Genomic DNA, 24111 nt, shown 5'->3' with positions numbered 1-24111 from the left:
GTGGTGTCGAGATGCTCCTTGAGCCAGGAGAGGGTGAACTTCATGGCGCGTGCTTTCCGGGTCCGGTCCGGTCAGGGACCTGTGGGTTTGCTGCCTTGAAGCGCGCAGACGCCCAAGGGTCAAGCCGCAACCGCCATTTTCACTTGCATCGGGTGATTTTCGGTCCTCCCGGACCTGTCCGATCCACAACTGGACAGGCCTGATCATGCCGTGATGGTCGCTGGCGGAATGCCTTGTCCTTCTTCCAGCGGACGCCCGAAACCTTGCACGAGGTGCGCGGGTTCCTATGTGATGGAGGCCGGGCCAGGAGGGTCAGGCCGATGACAGGAGCCTGACAGATGAACACGCAGCGGGAATTGCTGATCGAGCAGCGGGTCGCGAACGAGGCGAAGTCGCCACTGGTGGCCTATCTTCTGCTGATCTTCCTGTGGGGCTTTGGCGTCCACCGCATGTATCTGGGCCGCTGGATGAGCGGGCTTCTGATGCTGGCCATCTGGGCGGTCGGCTGGCTGTTGACCCCGGTGCTGATTGGCTGGCCAGCTGTCGGCTTTGTTGCGATCTGGTGCGTGATCGATCTGTTCCTGATCCCGGGAATGATTGCGGCGGACCGGGAGGATATTCGGAGAAGGTTGCGGTAAGCCTGTGGGAACTTAAGAGCTTACGGTGGGAGAGGCGTCTGAGCAACAAGCACTGGAGACGCGTCTTGCTGCTGCCCGACTGCGGCAGCGTGAACTGAACCTGATCGAGCCTGAACGCTCGGATGAGAGACGCCAGCGGTCGCTGGAACTGGCGGATCGCCCATTTCGACGCCTGCTGCATGAAGATGGAGCTCTATTGGTTCAAATCGGTGTCAGCATCGCAGTCAGTGCGGGCGTTGCGCTTGCCGTGACCCTGCTTCTGACGTAGCGCGTGCAAGTGTTAGTGCGCAGAATGCGCTACTCGGTCAGCATCCGCATAACGTAGACGGTCATGACGCTCGTTAATACGGCAACAAGAACCGATAAGACGACCGCCTTCGCCCCGCCAGCAACAGCTCGCCGGCTGCGCGCGGTGATGGTCTGCTCGCGCAACTTCGCTAAGCAACCGTGGCCTGCCAGAGGGAGCGAGATGTAAGTGATGTCGTGGTTCGGCATGAACGAGGCGTCTACCAAGCCTGCCGAATGGAGCTTCCTGAGGTAATACTGCACGTCCGGGCAGGGAATGCCAAGCAACGCATCTGACGACCGGTCGCCCACGGGGCCAGCACTCCAGATGTAGTTTCTGCGGTCCGACGCGACGTAGAAGTGGACAGAAGCGGGCGCGGCATTTCAACAAGCTCAAGCAGCTGTCGTTCCGCCGCATGATCCCATTTCACCTGCTCAACCCGCCCGCCACGCTAGGCACATCCCCCGCCGCAAAGCCGTAATGCCGCAGCCAGCGCAGGTCGCTTTCGAAGAAGGCGCGCAGGTCGGGGATGCCGTATTTCAGCATCGCGATGCGGTCGATGCCCATGCCGAAGGCGAAGCCCTGCCACTGGTCCGGGTCGATGCCACCGGCGCGCAGGACGTTCGGATGGACCATTCCCGAGCCGAGGATCTCGAGCCAGGAGTTACCCTCGCCAATCTTCAGCTGACCGCCCTCCCAGGAACAACGGATGTCCACCTCGGCCGAAGGCTCGGTGAAGGGAAAATGCGACGCGCGGAAGCGCAGCTCGACCGAGGGCACCTCGAAGAAGGCGCGGCAGAATTCCTCCAGCGTCCATTTCAACTGGGCCATGCTGATGTCGCGGTCGATGGCGAGGCCCTCGATCTGGTGGAACATCGGCGTGTGGGTCTGGTCCATGTCCATGCGATAAACGCGGCCCGGCGCGATGACGCGGATGGGCGCACCCTGATCCTGCATGGCGCGGATCTGGACAGGCGAGGTGTGGGTGCGCAGCACGTGCGGGGGACGGTCGTCACCGGGCGCGCGGTGCATGAAGAACGTGTCATGCTCCTGACGGGCGGGATGCTCAGGGGCGATGTTCAGCGCGTCGAAATTGTACCAGTCGGATTCGACCTGCGGGCCCTCGGCCACGGCAAAACCCATGTCGGCAAAGATCGCGGTCACCTCGTCCATCACCTGGCTGATCGGATGGATCGTGCCCTGACGGCGCGGACGGCCCGGCAGCGTGACGTCCAGCCATTCATCGCGCAGACGGGCGTCCAGAGCCGCATCCTCCAGCGCCAGCTTGCGGGCACGCAGGGCGGCGTCGATCTCGTCACGGACCTCGTTCAATGCCTTGCCGGTGGTCTGGCGCTCTTCGGGCGTCATCTTGCCCAGCTCGCGCATCTTGAGGCTGATCTCGCCCTTCTTGCCCAAGGCGGCCAGGCGCACCTCCTCGATGGCCGCGGGATCGGCGGCCGCATTGATGCGGTCGAGCCATTGCTGGCGCAGGGGGGTCAAATTATCCATCGCATCGGTCATCGGGGGCCTCATTCCAGTTGCGCCCGCGTTAGCATGGGCGGGCGCGCGGGGAAAGACCGCCCGCCCACCCCCGGTTCAGGCGCGTGTCATTTCCAGATGTCGCGGTTCACGCCCGGCGCGATGCCGGGATGCCGGTTGATATGGAACTGGGGCTCGATCCCCGCGCGGCGCTGGCTGAGATAGTCGCGCGTGACCTTGGTCACCGTTCCAGACAGCAGCACGATGGCGATCAGGTTGATCGTGGCCATCAGCCCCATGCTGGCATCGGCAAAGTCGAAGACCGTGGTGACGGCTTGGAGCGAACCCCAGACGACCATTCCCATGGCGGCCAGCCGCAGCACCATGATGCCCGGCTTGCCCGCACCCAAGAACACCAGCGAGTTTTCGGCATAGCTGTAGTTGCCGATGATCGAGGTGAACGCGAAGAAGAAGATCGCCACCGCGATGAAGATATGGCCGAAGCTGCCGAAATGATCCGAAAGCGCGGCTTGCGTCAGGTTGACCCCGGTCAGTTGATCCGAGGGCATCACATCCGCCAGCAGGATCATCACGGCCGTCGCCGTGCAGACAAGGATCGTGTCGATGAAGACGCCAAGTGCCTGAACGAAACCCTGCGAGGAAGGATGGTGCGGATTGGGCACCGCCACGGCGGCAATGTTCGGCGCCGAGCCCATGCCGGCCTCGTTCGAGAAGAGGCCCCGGCGGATGCCGTTCATCATCGCGGCCATGACACCGCCGGTGACGCCGCCCACCGCCTCCTGCAAGCCAAAGGCCGAGCGGATGATGCCCACAAGGATGCCGGGAACTTCGGTGATGTTCATGACCAGGATGATCGCCGCCGCCAGCAGATAAAGCCCCGCCATGATGGGAACGACCAGTTGCGAGGTGCGCGCGATCTGCGGGATGCCCCCGAAGATGATCACGCCCGCCAGCACCGCAACCGCGATGCCCACATAGAGCGCGTTGATGCCGAACGCCTGCTCGACCGCCAGCGCGATCGAATTGGCCTGAACGGCATTGAAGACCAGGCCGAAGGCGATGATCAGTGCAACGGCGAACAGTCCCGCCAGCCAAGGCAGGCCCAACCCGCGAGAGATGTAATAAGCCGGCCCGCCGCGATACATGCCATCCGCGCCGTGGACCTTGTAAAGCTGCGCCAAGGTCGATTCCGCATAGGCCGTGGCCATTCCGACCAGCGCCACCATCCACATCCAGAAGATCGCGCCCGGCCCGCCCAGCGTCAGCGCAACCGCCACACCCGCGATATTGCCCGTGCCCACGCGGCTGGCCAGCGACACGGACAACGCCTGGAACGGCGAAATTCCGTCCCGGTCCGTTGCACCCGAACCGCGCACGCAGCGCCACATTTCCGCGAAATGGCGGAACTGGATCAGGCCCAGGCGGGCGGTGAAGTAAACGCCGACAGCCAGCAGGCCATAGACGAGCACGTAATTCCAGAAAATCATGTTCAGGAAATCGATGATGGCGGTCATGGCGCCCTCCGCTGGCTTTTCATGCGGCAGTCTGTAACAGGCGCGTGAGCGGCCGCAAGTCTCTTAGTCCCGTGGCCGGACCGTCAGCCAGACACCGCCATGTGGGCGCAGGGTCAGGATCATGCGCGGCTGCGGCTCCCGTCCGGGAATGCGGGCAAAACGAAAGCGCGCCAGAAGCGTGGCCAGGATGATGACGGCCTCTTGCAGGGCAAAGCTGGCGCCGATGCAGATGCGGGGCCCCGCGCCAAAAGGCAGAAAGGCATAGCGGTCGAGCGCGGTCAGGAAACGGTCGGGATCGAAGGCATCGGGCCGTTCCCACAGCTGGTGGTGGCGGTGCAGCGCATAGATGGGCAGCATGACCGTATCGCCGGGGCTGACCTGACGTCCGCACAGCCGGTCCGGCGCCTGTGCGGTGCGCGACAGGAAGGCTGCGGGCGGATAAAGACGCAATGTCTCGTTGACGATCCGCATCACCAAAGGCAGCGCCCCCAGATCGGCGGCGGTTGCCGCGCGATCGCCCAAGGCCGCACGTGCCTCGGTCGCGGCGCGTTCCTGGATCACAGGATCAAAGGCGCATAGATAAAGCGCCCAAGCCAGCGTCAGGGCGGTTGTCTCGTGTCCCGCCACGATGAAGGTCATCAGGTTGTCGCGCAATTCGTCACGGTTCATGGCGCGGCCCGATTCAGGGTCCTGCGCATCCAGCAGCAGGTCCAGCAGGTCGGGCGGCCCTTCCTTGGAGGCGGCCTTTGCACGGGCGGCGATGGCCTCGTCCGCGATCGCCTTCATGCGCGTCATTCCCGGCCCCGCGAACAGCCGCCCCGGACGCGGCAGCCAAGCCGGCAGGCCCATCACGTCCATCAACGACAGCTTGGCCGTTTGCGCGATATAGGCATCGATCGACTGATGCACAGCATCACGGTCAAACATCCCGTCACCTGAAAAGGTCACGTCCGAGATCACCTCGAAAGTCGCGGCCACCGTTTCCTCGAACAGATCAACCGGACCCCGCGCCCCGGCAAGCCTGCGGCACGAGGCTTCGGCCGCGGCGGTCATGACCGGACCCAGCCCCTCGACATGACGCTGCGCGAAGGCAGGGGCAGCGGCGCGGCGCTGCCAGCGCCAATGGGCGCCTTCGGCCACGAACAGGCTGTCGCCGATGGCGGGATTCAGGATCAGCTTGGTCGTGGTCGATTTCGGATAATCCTCGACCCGCTCCTTGAGGATGCGGCGCAGGCTCTGGGGATCCATCACCATGTGCCAGCTGAGGCCCGTCTTGCCCGACACAATGGGCTGGCGCGTGGCGATGGCCGGGATCAGTTCCAGCACGTTTCGGCGCGCTGTCATGGCGGTGCCCCACAGGCCCAAGGGTTGGGTGGCCAACGGAACCTTGGCGGGATCGGATTGCGGCAGGTCGAACATGCAGGCAGCCTCCGGTATGGCAGCCCTGAAAGTAAGCCCCCTGCCCTTGTGGTGCAATCAAACCAGCAAGCGCTGATGTCGCAGGCCGGCCATGTGCCTTGCCGCCAGGCGGCAATAGCGGCCTTCCGTCGGCGGTCACTCGTCTCCTGCACGCCACGCAGCAGGCTGAGTGTCTTGGGCAACGAGAGAAGGTTCAAGGTTGGACAGAATTCCTACCTGAACCGAGTTTTTTGAACGATATCACTTTGCGCTTGCCGGCCCATCAGCGCAGCCTGTTTCCGTCCGGGCCGACATTCATCTCGTGCTGTGGGAGAAGCAGATGTGGCCCTGTAACTGCCTCCTGAGCCAATAGGACCCCCGTTTCCTTGGCCTCCGCCTTCTGACGGTGATCGGCACTGCTCAGGCAGCAAACTTTGAACTGGCCCGGATACGATGCGGGAGCAGGATGAAACCAGCCGAAGGAATGCCCACGCCAAGGTCGCGTCGCGGTCCGCCAGCGCCGGATCCGGCACGGTCAAAAGCGGGCCGCCAATCACAACCAGCACGAGGCTTGGTCAAGGTGATTACCTGTGTCTTGATCTTTTTTCTGCAGGTTTGAAGTCGCGCAGCGTGAGGATCTTTTTGAGTGTGTGCTTCCGAGGGTACAAACCGTCATGAACCGGCCAGAAGCTCCGTTGTTTCTCAGGCACTTCCCCACTTGCAGGGGATGCTGGTCGAGCCATGAGCCTCAATTCGAGGCCGGCCTTCAGCCAGACCGCCCAAGGCACAGGCCGATCATGGGGCATGAACTTGCCATGGACATCGAGAGGGCGTTGTTCGCTTGACGCTCAGGCACCATTGATTGTTCGCGCCCGAACGTTCCCTTCAGGGTGGAATTGCGGCAACGCTTCTGAAGAAATAATCCTGAACTTGCTGTGGATGAGCTTTTTCGGGTTCATCCCGTCAACGGCTCACCTGGATCGGTGACGGCATGCCTCCATTTCCCCGCCTGTCGGCACTTCCTTCATCGTTCTCAACACCGGCTTACCGCGGATTGCGCCGCAGAAGCGCGAGAGCATGAAAACCAGCACGGCCGCACACCAGATCATCATCAGGAAAAGCGCTTTGAACGCGCTGCGCAGCAGCCGCCAAATGGTCCTTACAGACAAAGGCAGGGGGTGGGCGCGTCTCGGATCGGTTCAAGCGGATCGTGCCGTAACCCGGCAGGCTGCGCCCCTGACGGAGGCAGGACATGCGAAAGGCCCGCCCCTTTGACAGGGACGGGCCTTTGCGGAGCAAGCGGTACCGCGATCAGGCGGCGGCTTTGGCCTGGGCCACGATGGCACCAAAGGCCTCGGGTTCGTTCACGGCCAGATCGGCCAGAACCTTGCGGTCAACCTCGATGCCGGCTTTCGACAGCAGGTTGATGAAACGCGAATAGGTCATTTCGGCATCGACCATGCGGACGGCCGCGTTGATCCGCTGGATCCACAGCGCACGGAAGTTGCGCTTGCGGTTCTTGCGGTCGCGGGTCGCGTACTGGTTGGCCTTGTCGACGGCCTGGGTGGCGGTGCGGAAGTTGCGCGAACGCGCACCGTAATAGCCCTTGGCTTGATCAAGGACTTTCTTGTGGCGGGCGTGGGTAACCTTGCCGGATTTAACTCGTGCCATTGTTCAGTCCTCGGATCAGCGGTTGTAGGGCATGTATTTCTTGACGATCTTGGCATCAGCGTCCGACATGACGGTGGTGCCGCGTGCGTCGCGAATGAACTTGGTCGTGCGCTTGATCATGCCGTGGCGCTTGCCGGCCTGGCCGGATTTCACCTTGCCCGAGGCCGTGAACGAGAACCGCTTCTTGGCAGCGGATTTTGTCTTCATCTTCGGCATTTTCATCTCCTTCATCAGAGTGAACGCGCGGCTCGGCAATGCCATATCGGCCGGCCGCACGGGATCGGAAGCGCGCCGTATAGGCGCGCCTCGCGCAGATGGCAAGAGGGTCAGGCGGGGTTGCCGCCCGCGACCCGCTGGAATGCGGCCGGAATGTCACCGGGCGCGAAGGGATCGGGATTCATGGCCGCGCCTGCGAAGAGCGCAACGATCCCGGCCAGAAAAACCAGCACCGCCGCACGCGGCGGCTGCGTCTGCAGAAGCTGGACCACAGCCAGCACCACCGACAGAAGGCAGAGGGCGATGCCCCCCAGCAGAAGAAGATCGGACATGACCGCCACCCTGTTGTTTGCCGCTCCGGGTTATTCCGGGTCGGTCGCGAAGATCAAGCGCTCATCGCAAGGAGCGATGCGCAGGATGTTGGTGGTGCCGGCCACGTTGAAGGGCACGCCCGCCATCACGACGACCTGTCGTGATTCATCGGCAAAGCCGTATTCACGGGCCGCACGGGTGCCGTTGACCACCGCTTCCTTGAACCGGGTCAGGCGCGGGGTGATCACGCAATGGGTGCCCCAGGTCAGGCACATGCGGCGCGTGACGGACTCGATCGGGCTCAGCGCGATGATCGGCACGCGCGGGCGTTCGCGCGCCACCAGACTGACGGTCTTGCCCGACTGCGAAAAGGCGCAGATCGCCGCCACGTCGGTGGTTTCCGCAATCTCGCGCGCGGCCGTCACGATGGCATCGGGAACCGAAGACAGGCTGGCCTTGCGCGCCGCCTCGATGATCGAACGGTAGTTCGGGTCCGCCTCGACCGAGCGGGCGACATTGTCCATCGTGCGCACCGCGTCGATGGGATAGCTGCCTGCCGCGCTTTCGGCCGACAGCATGACGGCATCGGCGCCTTCATAGATGGCGTTGGCGACATCGCTGACCTCGGCCCGGGTGGGCATGGGGCTGTCGATCATCGATTCGAGCATCTGCGTCGCGACGATCACCGGCTTGGCGGCGCTGCGGCAAAGGCGCACGAGGCGCTTCTGGATCGGCGGCACGGAATGGACCGGCAGTTCGACGCCCAGGTCGCCGCGCGCCACCATGATCCCGTCCGAAGCCTTGAGGATTTCGTCAAAAGCACGCACGGCGGCGGGTTTCTCGATCTTGGACAGGATCGCGGCGCGGCCCTTTGCCAGGGTCTTGGCCTCTTCGACGTCCTCGGCACGCTGCACGAAGGACAGCGCCAGCCAGTCGACGCCCAGTTCGCAGGCGAATTCCAGATCGGCACGGTCCTTGTCCGACAGCGCCGCCAGCGGCAGCACCACGTCGGGCACATTCACGCCTTTCCGGTCGCTGATCGTGCCGCCGACCGTGACGGTGCAATCGGCGAAATCGGGGCCGCAGCGGTCGACGCGCAGGCGGATCTTGCCGTCGTTGACCAGAAGGTCGCTGCCTTCGATCAGGGCCGCAAAGATCTCGGGGTGCGGCAACTGGACGCGGTGGCTGTCGCCGGACTCGGGCGACAGGTCAAAGCGGAACCGGTCGCCTTCTTCCAGATCATGCGCCCCGGCCGTGAACTGCCCCACCCGCAGCTTGGGACCCTGCAGGTCGCCCAAGATCGCGATGGGGCGACCGGTCTCGGCTTCGATCTCGCGGATGATGTCGTAACGGGCGCGGTGATCGTCATGGCTGCCATGGCTCATGTTCAGGCGGAACACGTCGGCACCGGCGTCGAACAGCGCCCGGATCATCTCCCTGGAAGAGGATGCCGGTCCCAAGGTTGCCACGATCTTCACGTTGCGATGTCGTCTCATCATCCGCCCCTTGCACGTTTAGCGCTACCTATGCCGCAATCGGCCGGTGGCGGCAACTGGTGTCCGCCCCCCATTCGTCGTAGACAGCCTGCACCATGACAGATGACCTTTCCATGACCGACCGCGCTTTCTGGACCGAGGGCGAGGACAAACCCTCGCGCTGGCTGATCACATGCGATCACGCCACGAACCGCGTACCCGCCTGGGTGGGCGGTGGCGATCTGGGCATCGCCCCTGCCGACATGGCACGCCACATTGCCTATGACGTGGGGGCGGCGGGGCTTGCCTCGCATCTGGCGGCGCTGATGCAGGCACCGGCGATCTTTTCCGATTTCTCGCGCCTGGTCATCGACCCGAACCGGGGCGAGGATGACCCGACACTGCTGATGCGCCTTTACGACGGGACGGTCATCCCCACCAACAAGGAGGCCGATGCCGCCGAACGCTTGCGCCGACTGGAGCGCCTGCACCGTCCTTATCACGCGGCGCTGGAGCGGCTTGCCGCACGCCATCCGGCACGATGCCTTTGCGCCATCCACAGCTTTACGCCGCAGTTGCGCGGCCGGCCGCCCCGGCCGTGGCAGATCGGCATCCTTTATTCGCATGCCGACGCCCGCCTCGGTCCCGCAATGGTTGCGGCCTGCCGCGCCGAAGGCTGGATCACAGGGGAAAACCAGCCCTATGACGGCCACTTGGAAGGCGACAGCATCGACCGCCATGCCCTGCGCCACCACCGTCCGAACCTGCTGATCGAGGTGAGGAACGACCTGATCGCCTCACCCCAGGGTCAGGCCGACTGGGCGGCGCGTCTGGCACCGGTGATTGTCCGGGTGCTGGACCAGAGCGGGTTGTAACACCACCGAAGCCATCAGGAACAACCCTGGTGAAAAAGCGCCTCGGCTCAGCCTTGCGCGCGACGGCAGGGGCGCGGCCCACCGCCGTCGCGGGATGCGATCAGACCGCGGTCCTGAGGCTTTCTTCCAGATAGATCTCTCGCAGCCGGGCGGCCACGGGCCCCACCTTGCCTTCGCCGATCCGGGTGCCGTCGATCTCGATCACCGGCATCACGAAGGCCGAGGCCGAGGTGACAAAGGCCTCGTCGGCGTCCTGCGCCTCGGTAATGGTGAAGCTGCGCTCTTCGACCTTCATCTGCGCCTCGGCGGCCAGGCGCAGAACGGCGGCACGGGTGATGCCGTGCAGGATGTCATGGCTCAGTTCGCGGGTGACGATGGTGCTGCCCTTGACGATATATGCGTTGTTCGAGGTCCCTTCGGTGACCTTGCCGTCCTCCACCATCCAGGCATCATCGACGCCACGGGCCTTGGCCTCCATCTTGGCCATCGACGGATAAAGAAGCTGCACCGTCTTGATGTCGCGCCGGCCCCAGCGCAGGTCCTCGACGCTGATGACCTTCCATCCGGTCCTTGCAGCCGGAGCCTCGGCCAATCCCGGCTTTGCCTGGGTGAACATCACGACAGTAGGCTTGGTGTCCTCGGACGGATAGGCGAAATCGCGATCCCCCGGGTTGCCACGTGTCACCTGCAGGTAGACCAGCCCGTCGGTAATGGCATTCCTTGCCACCAGTTCGCGATGAGCGGTCAGATAACCCTCATCCGGCAGGGGATTGGCGATAGCCAGTTCCGAGAGCGAGCGCTTCAGCCGGACCATGTGGCCTTCGAAATCGATCAGCTTGCCGCCCAGGACGCTGACGACCTCGTACACGCCGTCAGCCATCAGAAAACCCCTGTCAAAGATCGAGACCGTGGCCTGATCTTCGGCAAGATAGTCGCCATTCACATATACCGTCCGCGTCATCCCGGCCTCCGTGTGATCCTTGGTTCGGCATGGTCCTGCGCCCAAAAGCGATGCTGCGTCAAGAACCAGCGCCGCATGCTGCAGCGCGGAATTAGCGCTTGATGCAGCGGATGCGCAACATTATTACCTTCAGGAGGTGAAATCTTTGTGAACTGGACCTGTCATGAGCTTTCGATCACAGCCGCTGCCTCCGTCCCGCCTGAACCGATGCCAGTTGTTCGGCCCCGGCTCACGGCCCGCCCTGTTCGAGAAGATGGCGGCATCGGCTGCGGACGTGATCAACCTGGATCTGGAGGACTCGGTCGCCCCCGATGACAAGGATCAGGCGCGCCGAAACATCATCCAGGCCATCGGAAACATCGATTGGGGCACCAAGACCCTGTCCGTCCGCATCAACGGGCTGGATACCCCCTTCTGGTATCGCGATGTGGTCGATCTGCTGGAACAGGCTGGTGACCGGCTGGACCAGATCATGATCCCCAAGGCGGGCTGCGCTGCCGACATCTATGCCGTGGATGCCTTGGTCACCGCGGTCGAACGCGCCAAGGGCCGCACCAAGCGTCTGAACTTCGAGGTCATCATCGAAAGCGCCGCCGGCATCTGCCACGTCGAGGAGATCGCGGCCTCGTCGCCTCGCATGCAGGCGATCAGCCTGGGGGCGGCGGATTTCGCGGCCTCGATGGGAATGGCCACGACCGGCATCGGCGGCACGCAGGAAAACTATTACATGATCCGCGACGGGCAGAAATACTGGCCGGATCCCTGGCACTGGGCCCAGACGGCCATCGTGGCCGCCTGCCGGACGCATGGGCTGCTGCCGGTCGATGGACCCTTTGGCGATTTCAGCGATCAGGACGGGTTCGTGGCGCAGGCGCGGCGTTCGGCCACCTTGGGCATGGTGGGAAAATGGGCGATCCACCCCAGCCAGATCGCCTTGGCGAACGAGGTCTTTTCCCCGGACGAGGCCGCCGTGACCGAGGCGCGCGAGATTTTGGCTGCCATGGAGAAAGCCAAGGCCGAGGGCGCGGGCGCGACCGTCTACAAGGGACGGCTGGTCGATATCGCCTCGATCAAGCAGGCCGAGGTGATCGTGCGGCAGTTCGACCTGATCGGCGCCTGACGGGACCGCTGTAGGCCGAACCAGCGACAGGGAACGACCCGCCAGAAGGGAAAGGCCCCGCGACAGGTGCGGGGCCCATGCCTTTCGACGAACTCCTCCGGCCGTCCCGATGCCCTTGCCGGACGATTGGCTGCGCCCTTGCCGTCAGGCACGCCGCAGCTTGCGGAAGGCGGCCGATGCCCCCCAGCCCGCGAACACGGCCACCGCCAGCGACATCAGCCCGTAAAGAAGCGGCTGGTCGAAGGCCAGGCGATACAACCAGCGCTCCAACCCGACCTTGCGCACGTCGATGGCCGCGCTGTAGGCGTCGATGACCGCCCCTTCGCGCAATAGAAAGATGCGGGCGCGGTAATTGCCCTCGATCAGGTTTGCGGGCAGGCGGATGTCGGTGCGGAACAACGTGTCATCGACCAGCGTCACCGCGCCCTCGTCCAGGCGGTAATGCCCGTTCTGCTGGCGGATGCGGATCAGGGCTTCGGTAAAGGGCACGCTGTTCTCGACCTGCGGCGCCCCCTCGAAGGCGCGCAGCACCAGGGGCGGAGAGATGCGGTACCGGTTGTCCCATTCGGATGTCAGGATCTGGTCCAGCGGTCTTGTCGTGGCCACGGCGTAATAGCTGGGGGCCGCGCCGATCTCGACCCGGTCCGTGTTCACCCAGATGCCGGCGCGGCGGCCCTTCTGCCAGATCGTCAAGGGCTGGGAAGGGGCTTCGATCGTGACGATCACATCCAGCGCCCCTTCGGGAATGGGCGCTTCCCGCTTGATGGCCCCATAGATCAGGATGTCGGACCCGTCGAAGCTGGTCGTGATGGCCACCGAACTGTCGGACAGCCCCGCAACCACCTGCTCCCCCGGCGCGGCCGTGGGGGTTGTGGGAATGACCCGCGATTGGCCCGCAGGGGGAAAGAGCGACCAGTCCTGCGGTGTCTGCACCGGCGGGATCAGACCGTCCTGCGGCTGGACGGGCATCGTCGAACCCGTTCCCTGCCCCAGCGCGATGCCGGGCAGGATCAGGGACAGGGCCAGCGCGATGACCCGCATCAGCGCGTTCTCGTGGTGATCGAGAACATTTCGGCAGGCGGCAGCACCAGATCCAGTGCCAGCCTGCCGCAGACCAGCAGCACCAGCAGCGCCAGAAGGATGCGCAGCTGCTCGGCCCGCAGCCGCGCGCCCAGTGTCGTGCCGATCTGCGCCCCCACCACGCCCCCGATGATCAGCAGAAGGGCCAGCATCACGTCCACCGTGTTGTAGTTCACCGCATGCATCAGGGTCGTGAAGGCCGTCACGAAGGTGATCTGGAACAGCGAGGTTCCCACAACGACCTTGGTCGGCATGCCCAGCAGATAGATCATCGCGGGCACCATGATGAAGCCGCCTCCGACTCCCATGATCGCCGCCAGCACGCCCACGGCCACGCCCACCAGCACGGGGGGAATGACGCTGATGTAAAGGCCCGAGGCACGGAACTTGACCTTCAGCGGCAGGCGGTGGACCCAGTTGTGCTGATGCAGGCGCCTGCGGCCGGTGGGATGGCGGGCGCGGCGCAGGGCGCGGATGCTTTCCTGCAGCATCATCATGCCGATCAGCCCCAGAAAGACCACATAGCACAGCTGGACGACCAGTTCGACTTGGCCCACACGCTGCAGCAGGTTGAAGACCAGCACCCCCAGCCCCGAGCCGACGAGGCCCCCGGCCAGAAGAACGCCTCCCATGCGGAAGTCGACCGTCTTGCGCTTCATGTGCGCCAGCACGCCCGATACGGACGAGGCCACGACCTGGTTGGCGCCGGTGGCCACCGCGATGGCCGGCGGAATGCCGATGAAGAACAGAAGGGGGGTGATCAGGAAGCCGCCGCCCACGCCGAACAGACCGCTCATCACGCCGACCAGTCCTCCCAGACCCATCAGGGTAAAGGCATTGACCGAGACCTCGGCGATGGGAAGGAAGATCTGCATCTGGTCAGGGTCCGTTTTGGGGGTTCAGGATGCAACGGCACGCCTTCCGCGTCAAACGGCTTTGCCACAGCCGGCGGACGGTGCTTCATCAACGGGTTGAAGGAACGGCGGGGCACGGCTAAGCAAGCTGTGTCACAAGCGCGTGTGCCGGCAGGAAACAGCTGGGCCTCGTGCGTTGAGGCAGTGTTGGACAGGGGGCAGGATGCGCATTCTCATCACCAATGACGACGGCATCAACGCTCCCGGGCTGGAGGTCCTGCACCAGATCGCCACCGAACTGGCCGGCCCCCGGGGCGAGGTCTGGACCGTCGCCCCTGCCTTCGAACAGTCGGGCGTCGGTCACTGCATCAGCTATTCCCATCCCACCATGGTCGCGCGGCTGGAGCCGCGCCGATATGCCGCCGAAGGCAGCCCCGCCGACTGCGTCCTTGCTGCCGTGGGCGACCTGATGGCCGACGCCCTTCCCGATCTGGTGCTGTCCGGCATCAACCGCGGCAACAACGCGGGCGAGAATGCCATGTATTCGGGCACGATCGGAGGAGCGATGGAGGCCGCGCTGCAGGGCCTGCCCGCGATCGCCCTTTCGCAGTATCTGGGACCGCAGACGGCCGGTCTGGACGATCCCTTCGAGGCTGCGCGCCAGCATGGGGCGGCCGTCATCCGGCGGCTGCTGGATCACGGAGACTGGACGTCGGACGCCGATTTCCGGTTGTTCTACAACGTGAACTTTCCGCCCCTTCCCGCCGCTCAGGTGCGTGGCATCCGCGTGGTGCCTCAAGGCCAGCGCCAGGGATCGCGTTTCGGCGTCGTGCCTTATACCGCGCCCAACGGGCGGCGGTTCATGTGGATTTCGGGCGGCTCGCAGCAAGCGCCGGCGCGACCCGGCACGGATGTCGCCGTCGCCATGGAAGGGCATATCGCCGTGACGCCGATGCGCGCCGACCTGACCTGCCATGCATCGCTCGAGGGGTTGGCGCGCGCCCTGGACGAGGTGACCCATGAGCGAGGATGACGACAGCCCTGCCGAACGCAAGATGCGCTTCCTGTTTCAGCTGCGTTCGCGCGGGGTGACAGATCCGCGCGTTCTGGCCTCGATGGAGGCAATCGACCGGGGGTTGTTCGTCCGCGGCCAGTTCTCGGATCGTGCCTACGAGGACACGCCCCTGCCCATCCCCTGCGGCCAGACGATCAGCCAGCCCTCGGTCGTGGGTCTGATGACGCAGGCCTTGGAAGTGGGTCCAAGGGATACCGTTCTGGAGGTGGGGACCGGGTCGGGTTATCAGGCAGCGGTTCTTTCGGGCGTGGCGCGACGCGTTTACACCGTGGACCGCCACCGCCGCCTTGTGCAGGAAGCGGAGGTCATCTTCCGCACGCTGGGGCTGCACAACATCATCGCCCAGGTGGCCGACGGATCACGCGGCCTGCCGGAGCAGGCCCCCTTTGACCGCATTCTTGTGACCGCCGCGGCCGAGGATCCGCCCGGGCCGCTGTTGGCACAGCTGAAGATCGGCGGTATCATGGTCGTTCCCGTCGGACAGTCGGACGCGGTGCAAACGCTGATCCGCGTGACCCGATCTGACAGCGGGTTCGAATATGACGAGCTGCGCCAGGTGCGGTTCGTTCCGCTGGTCGAGGGGTTGGGCCAGACATGACCCCCGGCCGAGGCAAGGCAGGCTGAGGGCAGGACAATGAGCAGACGGCAATTTCGGGCAGCGTTCAGCGGGGTCGCACTGCTGGCGCTGGCAGGCTGCGGCACGAGCGGCCGGTTCGATCCGGACCTGCGCGGGCTGATCGGCGGCTGGGGCACTGCGGATGCCGCCGCCGCCGCGGCTCCCCGACCCGAACCGGACAGCCGCGGCGTGATCACCCTCTCGACGGGACAGGTCGTGGTCGCCCAAGCGGAAGACACGCCTGCCACCATTGCCAATCGCCTTGGCCTGAACGCGGGGGAACTGGCCAGTCACAACGCCCTGCCGGCGGATGGTGCGCTGAACGCGGGCGCGATCCTTGTGCTGCCCCGGCAGGTGACGGCGGCCGCGCCCGTGACGGGCGGAAGGGCTGTCGTGCGCGATCCTTTTGCAGGACAGGCGGCAGCCACGCGCGCCGCCCCGTCTGCGCCCGCTCCGGCCCCCTCCGCCGATGCGCGGGAACATGTCGTGGCGCGAGGGGAGACCGCTTGGTCCATTGCACGGCGCCATGGTGTCACCGTGCAGGATCTGGCCGCCTGGAACGGACTGCCTTTGGACATGAGCCTGCGCACAGGCCAGCGCCTGATCGTGCCGCAGCCGGGCGAAAGGCCCGACCGTCTGGCCACGAATGCCCCGGGAGAGGGCAGCCCCACGCCCGAACCACCCTCGGCCGCACGGCCCCTGCCAGACGAGGCGACCCCGCCCGCCGGGGCCCCGCCCCCCAAGACGCCCAGCACCGACCTTGGCGCGACGCGGACCGCCGCCTCGGGCAACGGAAAATTCCGGATGCCAGTGGAGGGTTCGATCGTGCGGGTTTATGACAAGGGCCGCAATGACGGGATCGACATCGCCGCCTCGTCCGGCAGTGCGGTCAACGCCGCCGGTGCGGGCAGCGTGGCCGCGATCACCCGCGACACGTCCGGCGTTCCGATCATCGTCGTGCGCCATGACGGCGACCTGATGACCGTTTATGCCGGACTGAACGAGGTGAATGTTTCCAAGGGCGACAGCGTCACCGCTGGCCAAAGCCTCGGCACGGCGGGTGGTGACGGCGTGGTGCATTTCGAGGTCCGCCGCGGTTTCGAAAGTGTCGATCCCGAACGCTACCTGAACTGAGGCATCTAAAGATCGGTCAGCCGAGCATCCACCCGTTCGGCCACTTCGCGACGGATCAGGTTGCGCAGATTGCCTGAAAAGGTCGCGCCCAGTTCGCCGTGCAGATCCTCGCGGATCATCTCCTGCAGCTGTTGGCGCAGTGTCGCATCGGCCATCAACTGCCGCACGGCCTGCGTGACGATCTCGTCCATAGGCAGATCTGCCAAACGGGCGGGCGCAGGTTCCGGCACGGGTTGAGGGGCGGCGGGGGGTGGCAGGACGGCCGCAGCTTCCGGCGCGGGAATGGCCGGCACGTCGCGAAGGACTGCCGCAGGTCTGGTGCTGGGGGCCTGGATCTTCCACAGGAACCACTGCTGCCATCCCGAAACGACGCCCGACAGGCTCAGCGGCCCATCTTCGGCCTCTGTGGCGGGGGCTGCATTCTGCGGGTCGCGCACGTTCTCAAGCACCGGGCCGGACGAGGACATGAGGTGGATCAGCAGGGGTGCGCTGGTTCCGCCCATCATGCGCAGCGAAGCGGGGTCGTTGCCGAAGCGCCGCGCCAGAAAATCCTCCCGCTCGTCTTCCAGGATTTCGCCTGTGCCGGGTTCCGCGTCGATCAATGCGCGGATCCTGCTGATGCTGTGGCTGATCCTGTCCGTTTCCGAAGAAACCTGCGCACAGGCCACCGATGTCGAGGGGCGCAGATTCGCGGGCATCTGCTCAGGCCGATCCGTTGCAGAATTGGCGGCAGGGGTGCGGCGCAGCCTAGCCATGCTGCACCGCGCCCTTGTTGTCAGTTACGGCCGATCGCGCGCAGCACGCGGTCCAGGCTTTCGCCCTGCTTGCTGGTGAAGGGCGCATCGCGCACCGCGTTGTAGTATTGCGAAGGGTCATAGGTCGGAATTCCCAGGTTGAGGTTTTCTACCGTCAACAGACCCATAGCGGACAGAAGTTGATAATGCGCTAATTGCAGCTGGGATTCCGCGGTAATGCGGTCGGCACGTGCCTGGAGCAGCGATTGTTCGGCATCCAGCACGTCCAGCGTCGTCCGGGCGCCCAGCAAGGCCTCCTCGCGCACGCCTTCATAGGCCTGCTGCGCGGCCGATATCTGCTGGCCGATGGCCGTGATCTGGGCACGCGCCACGGCGATGTTGGCCCAGGTCTCGCCCACGGTCTGGCTGACCTGGCGCGACACGTTCAGCAGGCCGGACCGGGCCTGATCACGCTGTGCCATGGCACGGCGATGAGCCGCCGGCAGGCGCCCCCCGGAATAAAGCGTCTGGTTCAATTCCAGCCCGACCGAGGCGGAGTTGCGGCTGCCATAACCGCCCAGCAGATCGGCCCTTGGCGCATTCGTCACGCCCACGTTGGCATTTCCCGACAGGGTGGGGTTGCGTTCCGCAGCCGCGGCCGCAACGCTGATCTCGGCCGCGGCGGCCTGACGCTGTGCCTGTCCGATCGAGGGGTGACGGCGCTGCGCGATGGTTCGCGCCTCATCAAGATTGGGAGGCAGCGAAGGCAGGGGTGGCGGAGCGTCCAGCCGGCCCGGCTGCCGGCCGGTGACCGCCAGATAGGATTCGCGCGCGACCTCCAGCTGACCTTCCGCGGCGGCAAGGGCGGCCCGCGTCGCGGCCAGCTGGGCATCCGCCAGCGCGACATCGGTCACGGTGATCTCACCCACATCGAAGCGGTCCTGGGCAGCCTGACGTTCACGCGACAGCACCTCGACCGAATTTTCCTGCAGCGCAACCTGCTGGATTGCCTCACGCACGCTGAAATAGGCCCGCGTAGCGGTCAGCAGGACGTCCTGCTCCACCCCCACCAGGGCCTGTCGCGTCGCCAGCACCTGCTCCTTGGCGCCGTCGATGGCCAGTTGCGTGCGACCGAAATCGTAAAGCGTCAGCGTGCCTCCCAGCGACAGCGAGGTCGAGCGGACGGTTGTCGAGCCTTCGTTGTGCTGGGCGCCATAGCGTGCAATCCACTGCACGACCGGGCGCAGGGCCGCGACGGACGCGGCCACATTCTCGTCAGCCGCCCGCAGGACGGCACGGTTTTGTTCGATCAGCGCCGAATGACGATAAGCCGCAACCATCGTGTCGGCCAGCGATTCGGCGCGCACGGGAACCGTCGCGGCCAGACTGATCAGCGCAAGGGCCGCAAGGCGCGCCAGCGCCTTCACAGCGAAAACCCCGGAGCGCTTTCAAAACCGGGCAACAGCGGCGCGTTTGCATTGAACGCATAGCGCCAGTTGATGCGGCCCGCCTGAAAGTACCCGATCCGCGCCACGCCCAGCGCCCCTTCGCGGAAAACCGCGCCGATGCGGCCGCCTTCGCGCAACTGGTCGGTGATGGCGGCAGGCACTTCCTGAACGGCACCCTCGATCAGGATGACGTCGTAAGGGCCCTGCTTGGGCGCGCCCTCGGTCAGCGGCGCCTGAAGAACGGCCACGTTGAAGATGCCCGCTTCGGACAGCCGTTGTTCGGCTTCGGCGGCAAGTTCGGGCTGATCCTCGATGGCCACGACCGCTTCGGCCATGCGGGCGATGACGGCTGCCGAATACCCGTAGCCGCAGCCCAGCGTCAGGACCAGTTCGTTCGGCTGGATGTCCAGCATGTCGACGATCTTGCCCAACGTGCGAGGCTCCAGCAGGACACGGCCATGGCCGATGTCCAGGTTCTCGCCCAGATAGGCGACGGAACGGCGGCTGGCAGGCACGAAATCCTCGCGCGGGATGGTCAGCATTGCCTCGATCACGGGGAATTTCGTGACGTCACTGGGGCGCACCTGCGTGTCCACCATCATCGTGCGCCGCGCGGCGAAATCGGTCATCTGAGGAAACCTCTGCTCGGGCTGTTTGCCGACTTACTGCCATGTTTCCCCATGTTCGGCAACGTCGGACATGGGCGGATGAAGGTTCTGCCGCATCGCGTCTTGCAAGGGCTTCGGCAATCCACTAAGACACGCCCACTCTCGACGGCGGTGGGTTGGCGGAGAGGTTACGCACCGGATTGCAAATCCGTGAAGACCGGTTCGATTCCGGTACCCACCTCCAACGTCCTGCACGAGGGCTCTTTCCCCATGATCTATGACGCCACGACCCGCATTGCCGAGGCCGCGCTGCGGTTGCGGGCGCGCTGGGGCGGGTCCGACATGCTGCGTGAAAGGCTGGTGGGCCAGCCCCCGCAACCGGCGGCGATCTGGATCCATGGCGCATCCGTCGGAGAGCTGACCTCGGCCCGGGTGGTGATCGAGGCGCTGGCGGCGCGGCATGCCGTCCTTGTGACCGCGAACAGCGAAACGGGACGGGATCTGGTGCGCGGCTGGGGCCTTTGTGCGCGGCTCGCGCCCCTGGACCTGCCCGGCGCGCTGGAACGGTTCCTGGATGCCGTCCGGCCACGCCTGGCCGTCACGATCGAAGGAGAGTTCTGGCCGCTGCGCTCCCGCCTTCTGACCGAGCGGGGCGTGGCGCAGGCGATGATCGGTGCGCGAATGTCGGAACGCTCAGCCGGCACATGGGGCCGGCTGCCGCGTGTGATCGGGCCGATGCTGGGGCGCATTCAGGCATTGTCGGCACAGGATCAGGGCAGCGAGGCGCGGCTGTTGTTCCTGGGCCTGCCGCCAAGGGCCCTGCTGCCGCGGCTGGACCTGAAGCTGCTGGCTCCGGCCGCCATCGCCCCGCCCCCACAGGATGCCACCCGCGACCGCACGATCCTGGCGGCCTCGACACATGAGGGAGAGGATGCTCCCGTGCTGGACGCCTTTCTGCGCGCCCGCACGGACCGGCCGGACCTGCGGCTGATCCTGGCCCCCCGCCATCCCCGCCGCGCCGGTGATGTGGCGGCGCTGATCGAGGCGCGGGGCCTGCCACTAGTACGTCGCAGTCTGGGCGCAGGCATGACAAAGGACGGCGGCGTCCTGCTGGCCGATACTTTGGGCGAGATGGGGCGTTGGTACGCGCAGGCGGGCACCTGCATCATCGGCGGCAGCCTGACCGATCACGGTGGCCATACGCCGTGGGAGCCTGCCGCCCACTGCTGCGCCCTGTTGCGCGGGCCCCATATCGGCAACTTTCTGGAAGCTTTCGACGCGCTGGAGGCCGCAGGAGCGGCGCGGGCCGTGGACAACGGCAGCCTTGGCCGCGAACTGGCCGGCCTGATCGCCTCGCCCGACCGGGCGCGCACCATGGGCGACCGGGCTCGGGCCGTTCTCGAAACAAGGGCCGGAGACCCGGAGGCGCTGATCGCCCGGCTGGACGATCTTGCGAAAGTCCGCACCTGACCCGATATGACAGGAACTGGACAGGAGTTTCACGCGATGATCCGCTATGCCTTGCGCTGCGAGAAGGGGCATGATTTCGACGGCTGGTTCCGCTCGTCCGAGGGTTTCGAGACGATGCGCGGGATGGGTCAGGTTGCCTGCGGGCAATGCGGATCCATGCAGGTGGAAAAGGCCTTGATGGCCCCGGCCGTGACGGAAAAGCGCGCGCCCGCGCTGGCCGCGCCGCGCAATCCTGCCGAGGTCGCGCTGCAGGCCTTGCGCCGCAAGATCGAGGAAAGTTCGGATTACGTGGGCCTGCGCTTTGCCGAGGAAGCGCGCGCCATGCATGAAGGGGACCGCCCTGCCCGCCTCATCCATGGCGAGGCCCGGCCGGATGAGGCCAGGCAGTTGATCGAAGACGGCGTGCCCGTCACCCCCCTGCCCTTTGTCCCGCGGCGGCAGGCGAACTGACAACCGCGTGAGCGCGGGCCCTTGCCCTTTCGTCCCGCCCCCCATAAAAGCCCCGCCGACGAACAACCCTTGGCTGGAGGCCCGAAATGCCGCTTCTGGTGATGAAATTCGGCGGCACTTCTGTGGCCGATCCCGACCGGATCAAGAACGCGGCCCTGAAGGTGCAGCGCGAAGTCGAGCGTGGCTATGACGTGATTGTCATTGTCAGTGCCATGTCCGGCAAGACGAACGAGCTTGTGGGCTGGGTCGAGCAAACCTCTCCGCTGTTCGACGCCCGCGAATACGACGCGGTTGTCAGTTCGGGCGAGAACGTGACCGCGGGGCTGATGGCCCTGACCCTGCAGGAAATGGGCGTGCCTGCCCGCAGTTGGCAGGGATGGCAGGTGCCGATCAACACGACCGCCGCCTATTCGGCCGCGCGTTTCGTGGACATCCCCCGCAAGAACATCGACCAGAAGTTCGCCGAGGGCTTCAAGGTCGCCGTGGTCGCAGGCTTCCAGGGCTTGTCGCCCGAAGGCCGGATCACGACCTTGGGACGTGGCGGCTCCGACACCACCGCGGTGGCCTTTGCCGCCGCCTTCGGGGCCGAGCGCTGCGACATCTATACCGATGTGGACGGCGTTTATACCACCGACCCACGCATCACCTCGCGCGCGCGCAGGCTGGACCGCATCGCGTTCGAGGAGATGCTGGAATTGGCCAGCTTGGGCGCCAAGGTCCTGCAGACCCGGTCGGTGGAACTGGCGATGCGTTACAAGGTGCGGCTGCGGGTGCTGTCTTCCTTCGAGGATACCGACGAGGATTCAGGCACGCTGATCTGCGATGAGGATGAAATCATGGAATCGAAAGTCGTCAACGGCGTCGCCTCTTCGCGCGACGAGGCCAAGATCACGCTGGTCACGGTCGAGGATCGCCCCGGCATTTCAGCCGCGATCTTTGCGCCCCTGGCAGAAGCGGGCGTGAACGTGGACATGATCGTCCAGAACATTTCCGAAAAGGACTACGAGGATCACCCCGGCTCGGTGACCGACATGACCTTTTCGGTGCCGATCAACCAGGTGGAGCGCGCCAAGCGTGCCATGGAAGAAGCGCGGCAGGCCGGCCAGATCGCCTATGACGAGCTGAACATCGACACCGAGGTCGCCAAGGTCAGCGTCGTCGGCATCGGCATGCGCAGCCACACGGGCGTCGCGGCGCGCATGTTCAAGGCGCTGGCGGACGAGAACGTCAACATCAAGGTCATCGCGACCTCCGAGATCAAGATTTCGGTATTGATCGACCGGAAATACATGGAACTGGCGGTGCAGGCACTGCATGATGCCTTTGAACTGGACAAGGCATAAGCCTTTTCGGTTTGGCCCGGAACGGGGTCTTTGCGCAGGCAGAAGGCGGGCAGACGATGCAGGATCGCACGGACAGCGACTCGCGCAAGCTGCTGCGGCGGCTGAAGGAGATCTTGGCCGCTGCCGGTGGTGGCCAGGACCGGCTTGACCAGATCACCCATCACATCGCGGACTCGATGGGAACCGAGGTCTGCTCGATCTATCTGTTCCGTGATGCCGACACGCTGGAACTTTGCGCCACCGAAGGCCTGCGCCCCGAGGCCGTCCACCAGACGCGGTTGCGCCTGGGCGAAGGTCTGGTGGGCCGGGTGGCCCGAACCGGCCGCCATGTGAACACCGCCAATGCCCCTGCCGAGCCCGGTTTCCGTTTCATGCCAGAAACTGGAGAGGAGGTCTTTCCGGCCTTTCTGGGCGTTCCGATCCAGCGCGTGGGGGAACGGTTGGGCGTGCTGGTGGTGCAATGCGCCACGGCACGGCAATTTTCCGAAGACGAGGTTTATGGCCTGGAAGTCGTCGCGATGGTTCTGGCCGAGATGACGGAACTGGGCGCCTTTCAAGGCAGCCAGTCCGACAGCATGCCCCCGGCCCACCGCTTTCCCCTGATGGTCCGCGGCGCCACCGGTCAGGAAGGCGCTGCCGAAGGCCGGGTCTGGCTGCACGAGCCGCGGGTCGTGATCGCCAATCCTGTCGGCGACGATCCTGACAAGGAACTGGCGCGCCTGCACGAGGGCGTCGAGCGCCTGCGCAGCACCGTTGATACGATGGTCGCGGCCGCAGACATGGGCGGCGATGGCGAACATGCGGCCGTTCTGGAAACCTATCGGATGTTTGCCCATTCCCGCAGTTGGCTGAAGCGGATGGAGGAAGACATCCGTCTTGGCCTCTCGGCCGAGGCTGCTGTCGAGAAGGAACAATCAACCGCCCGCGCGCGGCTGGAAATGGCGGCCGATCCATATTTGCGCGACCGGTTGCATGACCTCGATGACCTGTCGAACCGCTTGCTGCGGATCCTGACCGGCCAGGGCATTGATACCGGCGCCGAGATGCCCGAGCGTCCGATCCTGGTCGCCCGCAACATCGGGCCGGCCGAACTGCTGGAATACGGCCGCCGCCTGAAGGGCGTGGTGCTGGAGGAAGGCTCGGTCGGCAGCCATGCGGCCATTGTTGCCCGTGCGCTTGCCATTCCCCTCGTCATCCATGCCAGCCGCATCACGGCCGAGGCGTTGAACGGCGACGCGATCCTGGTCGACGGCGACCAGGGTATCGTTCACCTGCGCCCCGAGGAGTCGGTGGCGAAGGCCTTTCTGGACAAGATCGCCATGCAGGCCGAGGC

At 65.2% G+C, this 24111-nt stretch carries 24 protein-coding genes and 1 tRNA gene; 11 read left to right on the top strand and 14 right to left on the bottom strand.

What is annotated here, in order from left to right; all coding sequences use genetic code 11:
• The first annotated feature begins 338 nt into the window (after window positions 1-338).
• Window positions 339-638 (top strand): TM2 domain-containing protein, encoded by a 300-nt coding sequence (locus ACLHHB_RS00180; protein ID WP_410216253.1) that lies wholly within the window; start codon window positions 339-341, stop codon window positions 636-638.
• Between the two features lie 297 nt (window positions 639-935).
• Here the strand turns inward: ACLHHB_RS00180 and ACLHHB_RS00175 are convergent, their stop codons facing one another.
• The 8 genes from ACLHHB_RS00175 to pyk form a co-directional block, all read right to left on the bottom strand.
• Window positions 936-1235 (bottom strand): hypothetical protein, encoded by a 300-nt coding sequence (locus ACLHHB_RS00175; protein ID WP_410216252.1) that lies wholly within the window; start codon window positions 1233-1235, stop codon window positions 936-938.
• Window positions 1236-1350: 115 nt separating this feature from the next.
• On the bottom strand, window positions 1351-2433 hold the full coding sequence (pheS, locus tag ACLHHB_RS00170; protein ID WP_410216254.1) for a phenylalanine--tRNA ligase subunit alpha: 1083 nt from the start codon (window positions 2431-2433) through the stop codon (window positions 1351-1353).
• A gap of 98 nt (window positions 2434-2531) precedes the next feature.
• Window positions 2532-3938 carry an alanine/glycine:cation symporter family protein gene (locus tag ACLHHB_RS00165; protein ID WP_410216251.1) on the bottom strand — a complete coding sequence of 469 codons (1407 nt, stop codon included), beginning with the start codon at window positions 3936-3938 and terminating at the stop codon, window positions 2532-2534.
• A 63-nt stretch (window positions 3939-4001) separates the two neighbouring features.
• Window positions 4002-5357 carry a cytochrome P450 gene (locus tag ACLHHB_RS00160; protein ID WP_410216250.1) on the bottom strand — a complete coding sequence of 452 codons (1356 nt, stop codon included), beginning with the start codon at window positions 5355-5357 and terminating at the stop codon, window positions 4002-4004.
• 1290 nt (window positions 5358-6647) lie between these two features.
• Complete coding sequence (rplT, locus tag ACLHHB_RS00155) at window positions 6648-7007, bottom strand: 50S ribosomal protein L20 (RefSeq protein WP_410216249.1); 360 nt, start codon at window positions 7005-7007, stop codon at window positions 6648-6650.
• 15 nt (window positions 7008-7022) lie between these two features.
• A complete protein-coding gene (rpmI, locus tag ACLHHB_RS00150) occupies window positions 7023-7223 on the bottom strand; it encodes a 50S ribosomal protein L35 (protein WP_119886767.1) in 201 nt (66 codons plus the stop codon).
• Window positions 7224-7333: 110 nt separating this feature from the next.
• Window positions 7334-7555 carry a hypothetical protein gene (locus tag ACLHHB_RS00145; protein ID WP_410216248.1) on the bottom strand — a complete coding sequence of 74 codons (222 nt, stop codon included), beginning with the start codon at window positions 7553-7555 and terminating at the stop codon, window positions 7334-7336.
• A 30-nt stretch (window positions 7556-7585) separates the two neighbouring features.
• On the bottom strand, window positions 7586-9031 hold the full coding sequence (gene pyk / locus ACLHHB_RS00140) for a pyruvate kinase (protein WP_410216247.1): 1446 nt from the start codon (window positions 9029-9031) through the stop codon (window positions 7586-7588).
• 113 nt (window positions 9032-9144) lie between these two features.
• On the opposite strand from pyk, the gene ACLHHB_RS00135 reads away from it, so the two are divergent.
• Window positions 9145-9885, top strand: a complete 741-nt coding sequence (locus ACLHHB_RS00135; protein ID WP_410216246.1) for an N-formylglutamate amidohydrolase — start codon at window positions 9145-9147, stop codon at window positions 9883-9885.
• Between the two features lie 100 nt (window positions 9886-9985).
• On the opposite strand, the gene ACLHHB_RS00130 is transcribed toward ACLHHB_RS00135, so the two are convergent.
• Window positions 9986-10846 carry a D-amino-acid transaminase gene (locus tag ACLHHB_RS00130; RefSeq protein ID WP_410216245.1) on the bottom strand — a complete coding sequence of 287 codons (861 nt, stop codon included), beginning with the start codon at window positions 10844-10846 and terminating at the stop codon, window positions 9986-9988.
• Between the two features lie 163 nt (window positions 10847-11009).
• Here ACLHHB_RS00130 and ACLHHB_RS00125 point away from each other — a divergent pair, with 163 nt between their 5' ends.
• The gene (locus ACLHHB_RS00125; RefSeq protein WP_410216244.1) at window positions 11010-11966 is read left to right on the top strand and encodes an L-malyl-CoA/beta-methylmalyl-CoA lyase; all 957 of its coding nucleotides are present in this window, start codon (window positions 11010-11012) and stop codon (window positions 11964-11966) included.
• Window positions 11967-12110: 144 nt separating this feature from the next.
• On the opposite strand, the gene ACLHHB_RS00120 is transcribed toward ACLHHB_RS00125, so the two are convergent.
• Window positions 12111-13007, bottom strand: a complete 897-nt coding sequence (locus ACLHHB_RS00120) for a TIGR02186 family protein (protein WP_410216243.1) — start codon at window positions 13005-13007, stop codon at window positions 12111-12113.
• On the bottom strand, window positions 13007-13921 hold the full coding sequence (locus ACLHHB_RS00115) for a sulfite exporter TauE/SafE family protein (RefSeq protein ID WP_410216242.1): 915 nt from the start codon (window positions 13919-13921) through the stop codon (window positions 13007-13009). The genes ACLHHB_RS00120 and ACLHHB_RS00115 overlap by 1 nt, the downstream gene beginning before the upstream one ends.
• Before the next feature lie 202 nt (window positions 13922-14123).
• On the opposite strand from ACLHHB_RS00115, the gene surE reads away from it, so the two are divergent.
• From surE to ACLHHB_RS00100, 3 genes are read left to right on the top strand one after another with little or no spacing between them, the layout of a single operon-like run.
• Window positions 14124-14933: a 5'/3'-nucleotidase SurE gene (gene surE, locus ACLHHB_RS00110; RefSeq protein WP_410216241.1), complete on the top strand. Its 810-nt coding sequence runs from the start codon at window positions 14124-14126 to the stop codon at window positions 14931-14933.
• Complete coding sequence (locus ACLHHB_RS00105; RefSeq protein ID WP_410216240.1) at window positions 14920-15573, top strand: protein-L-isoaspartate(D-aspartate) O-methyltransferase; 654 nt, start codon at window positions 14920-14922, stop codon at window positions 15571-15573. The genes surE and ACLHHB_RS00105 overlap by 14 nt, the downstream gene beginning before the upstream one ends.
• 36 nt (window positions 15574-15609) lie before the next feature.
• Complete coding sequence (locus ACLHHB_RS00100; protein ID WP_410216239.1) at window positions 15610-16725, top strand: LysM peptidoglycan-binding domain-containing protein; 1116 nt, start codon at window positions 15610-15612, stop codon at window positions 16723-16725.
• 5 nt (window positions 16726-16730) lie between these two features.
• On the opposite strand, the gene ACLHHB_RS00095 is transcribed toward ACLHHB_RS00100, so the two are convergent.
• The 3 genes from ACLHHB_RS00095 to ACLHHB_RS00085 all read right to left on the bottom strand — a co-directional run bounded on the left by ACLHHB_RS00095 (window position 16731) and on the right by ACLHHB_RS00085 (window position 19536).
• Window positions 16731-17423, bottom strand: a complete 693-nt coding sequence (locus tag ACLHHB_RS00095) for a hypothetical protein (RefSeq protein WP_410216238.1) — start codon at window positions 17421-17423, stop codon at window positions 16731-16733.
• A 77-nt stretch (window positions 17424-17500) separates the two neighbouring features.
• Entirely contained in the window at window positions 17501-18886 is a 1386-nt protein-coding gene (locus ACLHHB_RS00090) for a TolC family outer membrane protein (protein ID WP_410216237.1), read from the bottom strand.
• A complete protein-coding gene (locus ACLHHB_RS00085) occupies window positions 18883-19536 on the bottom strand; it encodes a protein-L-isoaspartate O-methyltransferase family protein (protein ID WP_410216236.1) in 654 nt (217 codons plus the stop codon). Before ACLHHB_RS00085 ends, ACLHHB_RS00090 begins: the two co-directional genes overlap by 4 nt.
• Window positions 19537-19685: 149 nt before the next feature.
• On the opposite strand from ACLHHB_RS00085, the gene ACLHHB_RS00080 reads away from it, so the two are divergent.
• From ACLHHB_RS00080 to ACLHHB_RS00060, 5 genes are all read left to right on the top strand, one after another.
• Window positions 19686-19759, top strand: a tRNA-Cys gene (locus ACLHHB_RS00080).
• Window positions 19726-20985 carry a 3-deoxy-D-manno-octulosonic acid transferase gene (locus ACLHHB_RS00075; RefSeq protein WP_410216235.1) on the top strand — a complete coding sequence of 420 codons (1260 nt, stop codon included), beginning with the start codon at window positions 19726-19728 and terminating at the stop codon, window positions 20983-20985. Before ACLHHB_RS00080 ends, ACLHHB_RS00075 begins: the two co-directional genes overlap by 34 nt.
• Window positions 20986-21021: 36 nt before the next feature.
• Window positions 21022-21435 carry a DUF1178 family protein gene (locus ACLHHB_RS00070; RefSeq protein WP_410216234.1) on the top strand — a complete coding sequence of 138 codons (414 nt, stop codon included), beginning with the start codon at window positions 21022-21024 and terminating at the stop codon, window positions 21433-21435.
• A gap of 86 nt (window positions 21436-21521) precedes the next feature.
• Window positions 21522-22778: an aspartate kinase gene (locus tag ACLHHB_RS00065; RefSeq protein ID WP_410216233.1), complete on the top strand. Its 1257-nt coding sequence runs from the start codon at window positions 21522-21524 to the stop codon at window positions 22776-22778.
• 56 nt (window positions 22779-22834) lie between these two features.
• A partial coding sequence (locus ACLHHB_RS00060) for a phosphoenolpyruvate-utilizing N-terminal domain-containing protein (RefSeq protein ID WP_410216232.1) occupies window positions 22835-24111 on the top strand: 1277 nt, incomplete at its 3' end.

It is taken from the genome of Paracoccus sp. (in: a-proteobacteria) (assembly GCF_046462195.1).
In the GTDB taxonomy this organism is placed as follows: Bacteria; Pseudomonadota; Alphaproteobacteria; order Rhodobacterales; family Rhodobacteraceae; genus Paracoccus.
Note: the sequence above shows the minus strand (reverse complement) of the source record. Positions and strands in the feature narration are given on the sequence as shown.

Excerpts from the sequence above, each read along its gene's own strand:
- ACLHHB_RS00070 (WP_410216234.1), top strand. The coding sequence starts at position 21,022 with ATGATCCGCTATGCCTTGCGCTGCGAGAAGGGGCATGATTTCGACGGC.
- ACLHHB_RS00095 (WP_410216238.1), bottom strand. The coding sequence starts at position 17,423 with ATGCCCGCGAATCTGCGCCCCTCGACATCGGTGGCCTGTGCGCAGGTT.
- ACLHHB_RS00130 (WP_410216245.1), bottom strand. The coding sequence starts at position 10,846 with ATGACGCGGACGGTATATGTGAATGGCGACTATCTTGCCGAAGATCAG.
- ACLHHB_RS00125 (WP_410216244.1), top strand. The coding sequence starts at position 11,010 with ATGAGCTTTCGATCACAGCCGCTGCCTCCGTCCCGCCTGAACCGATGC.
- pheS (WP_410216254.1), bottom strand. The coding sequence starts at position 2,433 with ATGGATAATTTGACCCCCCTGCGCCAGCAATGGCTCGACCGCATCAAT.
- ACLHHB_RS00100 (WP_410216239.1), top strand. The coding sequence starts at position 15,610 with ATGAGCAGACGGCAATTTCGGGCAGCGTTCAGCGGGGTCGCACTGCTG.
- rpmI (WP_119886767.1), bottom strand. The coding sequence starts at position 7,223 with ATGCCGAAGATGAAGACAAAATCCGCTGCCAAGAAGCGGTTCTCGTTC.
- pyk (WP_410216247.1), bottom strand. The coding sequence starts at position 9,031 with ATGAGACGACATCGCAACGTGAAGATCGTGGCAACCTTGGGACCGGCA.
- ACLHHB_RS00145 (WP_410216248.1), bottom strand. The coding sequence starts at position 7,555 with ATGTCCGATCTTCTTCTGCTGGGGGGCATCGCCCTCTGCCTTCTGTCG.
- ACLHHB_RS00160 (WP_410216250.1), bottom strand. The coding sequence starts at position 5,357 with ATGTTCGACCTGCCGCAATCCGATCCCGCCAAGGTTCCGTTGGCCACC.
- rplT (WP_410216249.1), bottom strand. The coding sequence starts at position 7,007 with ATGGCACGAGTTAAATCCGGCAAGGTTACCCACGCCCGCCACAAGAAA.
- surE (WP_410216241.1), top strand. The coding sequence starts at position 14,124 with ATGCGCATTCTCATCACCAATGACGACGGCATCAACGCTCCCGGGCTG.
- ACLHHB_RS00105 (WP_410216240.1), top strand. The coding sequence starts at position 14,920 with ATGAGCGAGGATGACGACAGCCCTGCCGAACGCAAGATGCGCTTCCTG.
- ACLHHB_RS00115 (WP_410216242.1), bottom strand. The coding sequence starts at position 13,921 with ATGCAGATCTTCCTTCCCATCGCCGAGGTCTCGGTCAATGCCTTTACC.
- ACLHHB_RS00065 (WP_410216233.1), top strand. The coding sequence starts at position 21,522 with ATGCCGCTTCTGGTGATGAAATTCGGCGGCACTTCTGTGGCCGATCCC.
- ACLHHB_RS00180 (WP_410216253.1), top strand. The coding sequence starts at position 339 with ATGAACACGCAGCGGGAATTGCTGATCGAGCAGCGGGTCGCGAACGAG.
- ACLHHB_RS00135 (WP_410216246.1), top strand. The coding sequence starts at position 9,145 with ATGACCGACCGCGCTTTCTGGACCGAGGGCGAGGACAAACCCTCGCGC.
- ACLHHB_RS00085 (WP_410216236.1), bottom strand. The coding sequence starts at position 19,536 with ATGACCGATTTCGCCGCGCGGCGCACGATGATGGTGGACACGCAGGTG.
- ACLHHB_RS00120 (WP_410216243.1), bottom strand. The coding sequence starts at position 13,007 with ATGCGGGTCATCGCGCTGGCCCTGTCCCTGATCCTGCCCGGCATCGCG.
- ACLHHB_RS00165 (WP_410216251.1), bottom strand. The coding sequence starts at position 3,938 with ATGACCGCCATCATCGATTTCCTGAACATGATTTTCTGGAATTACGTG.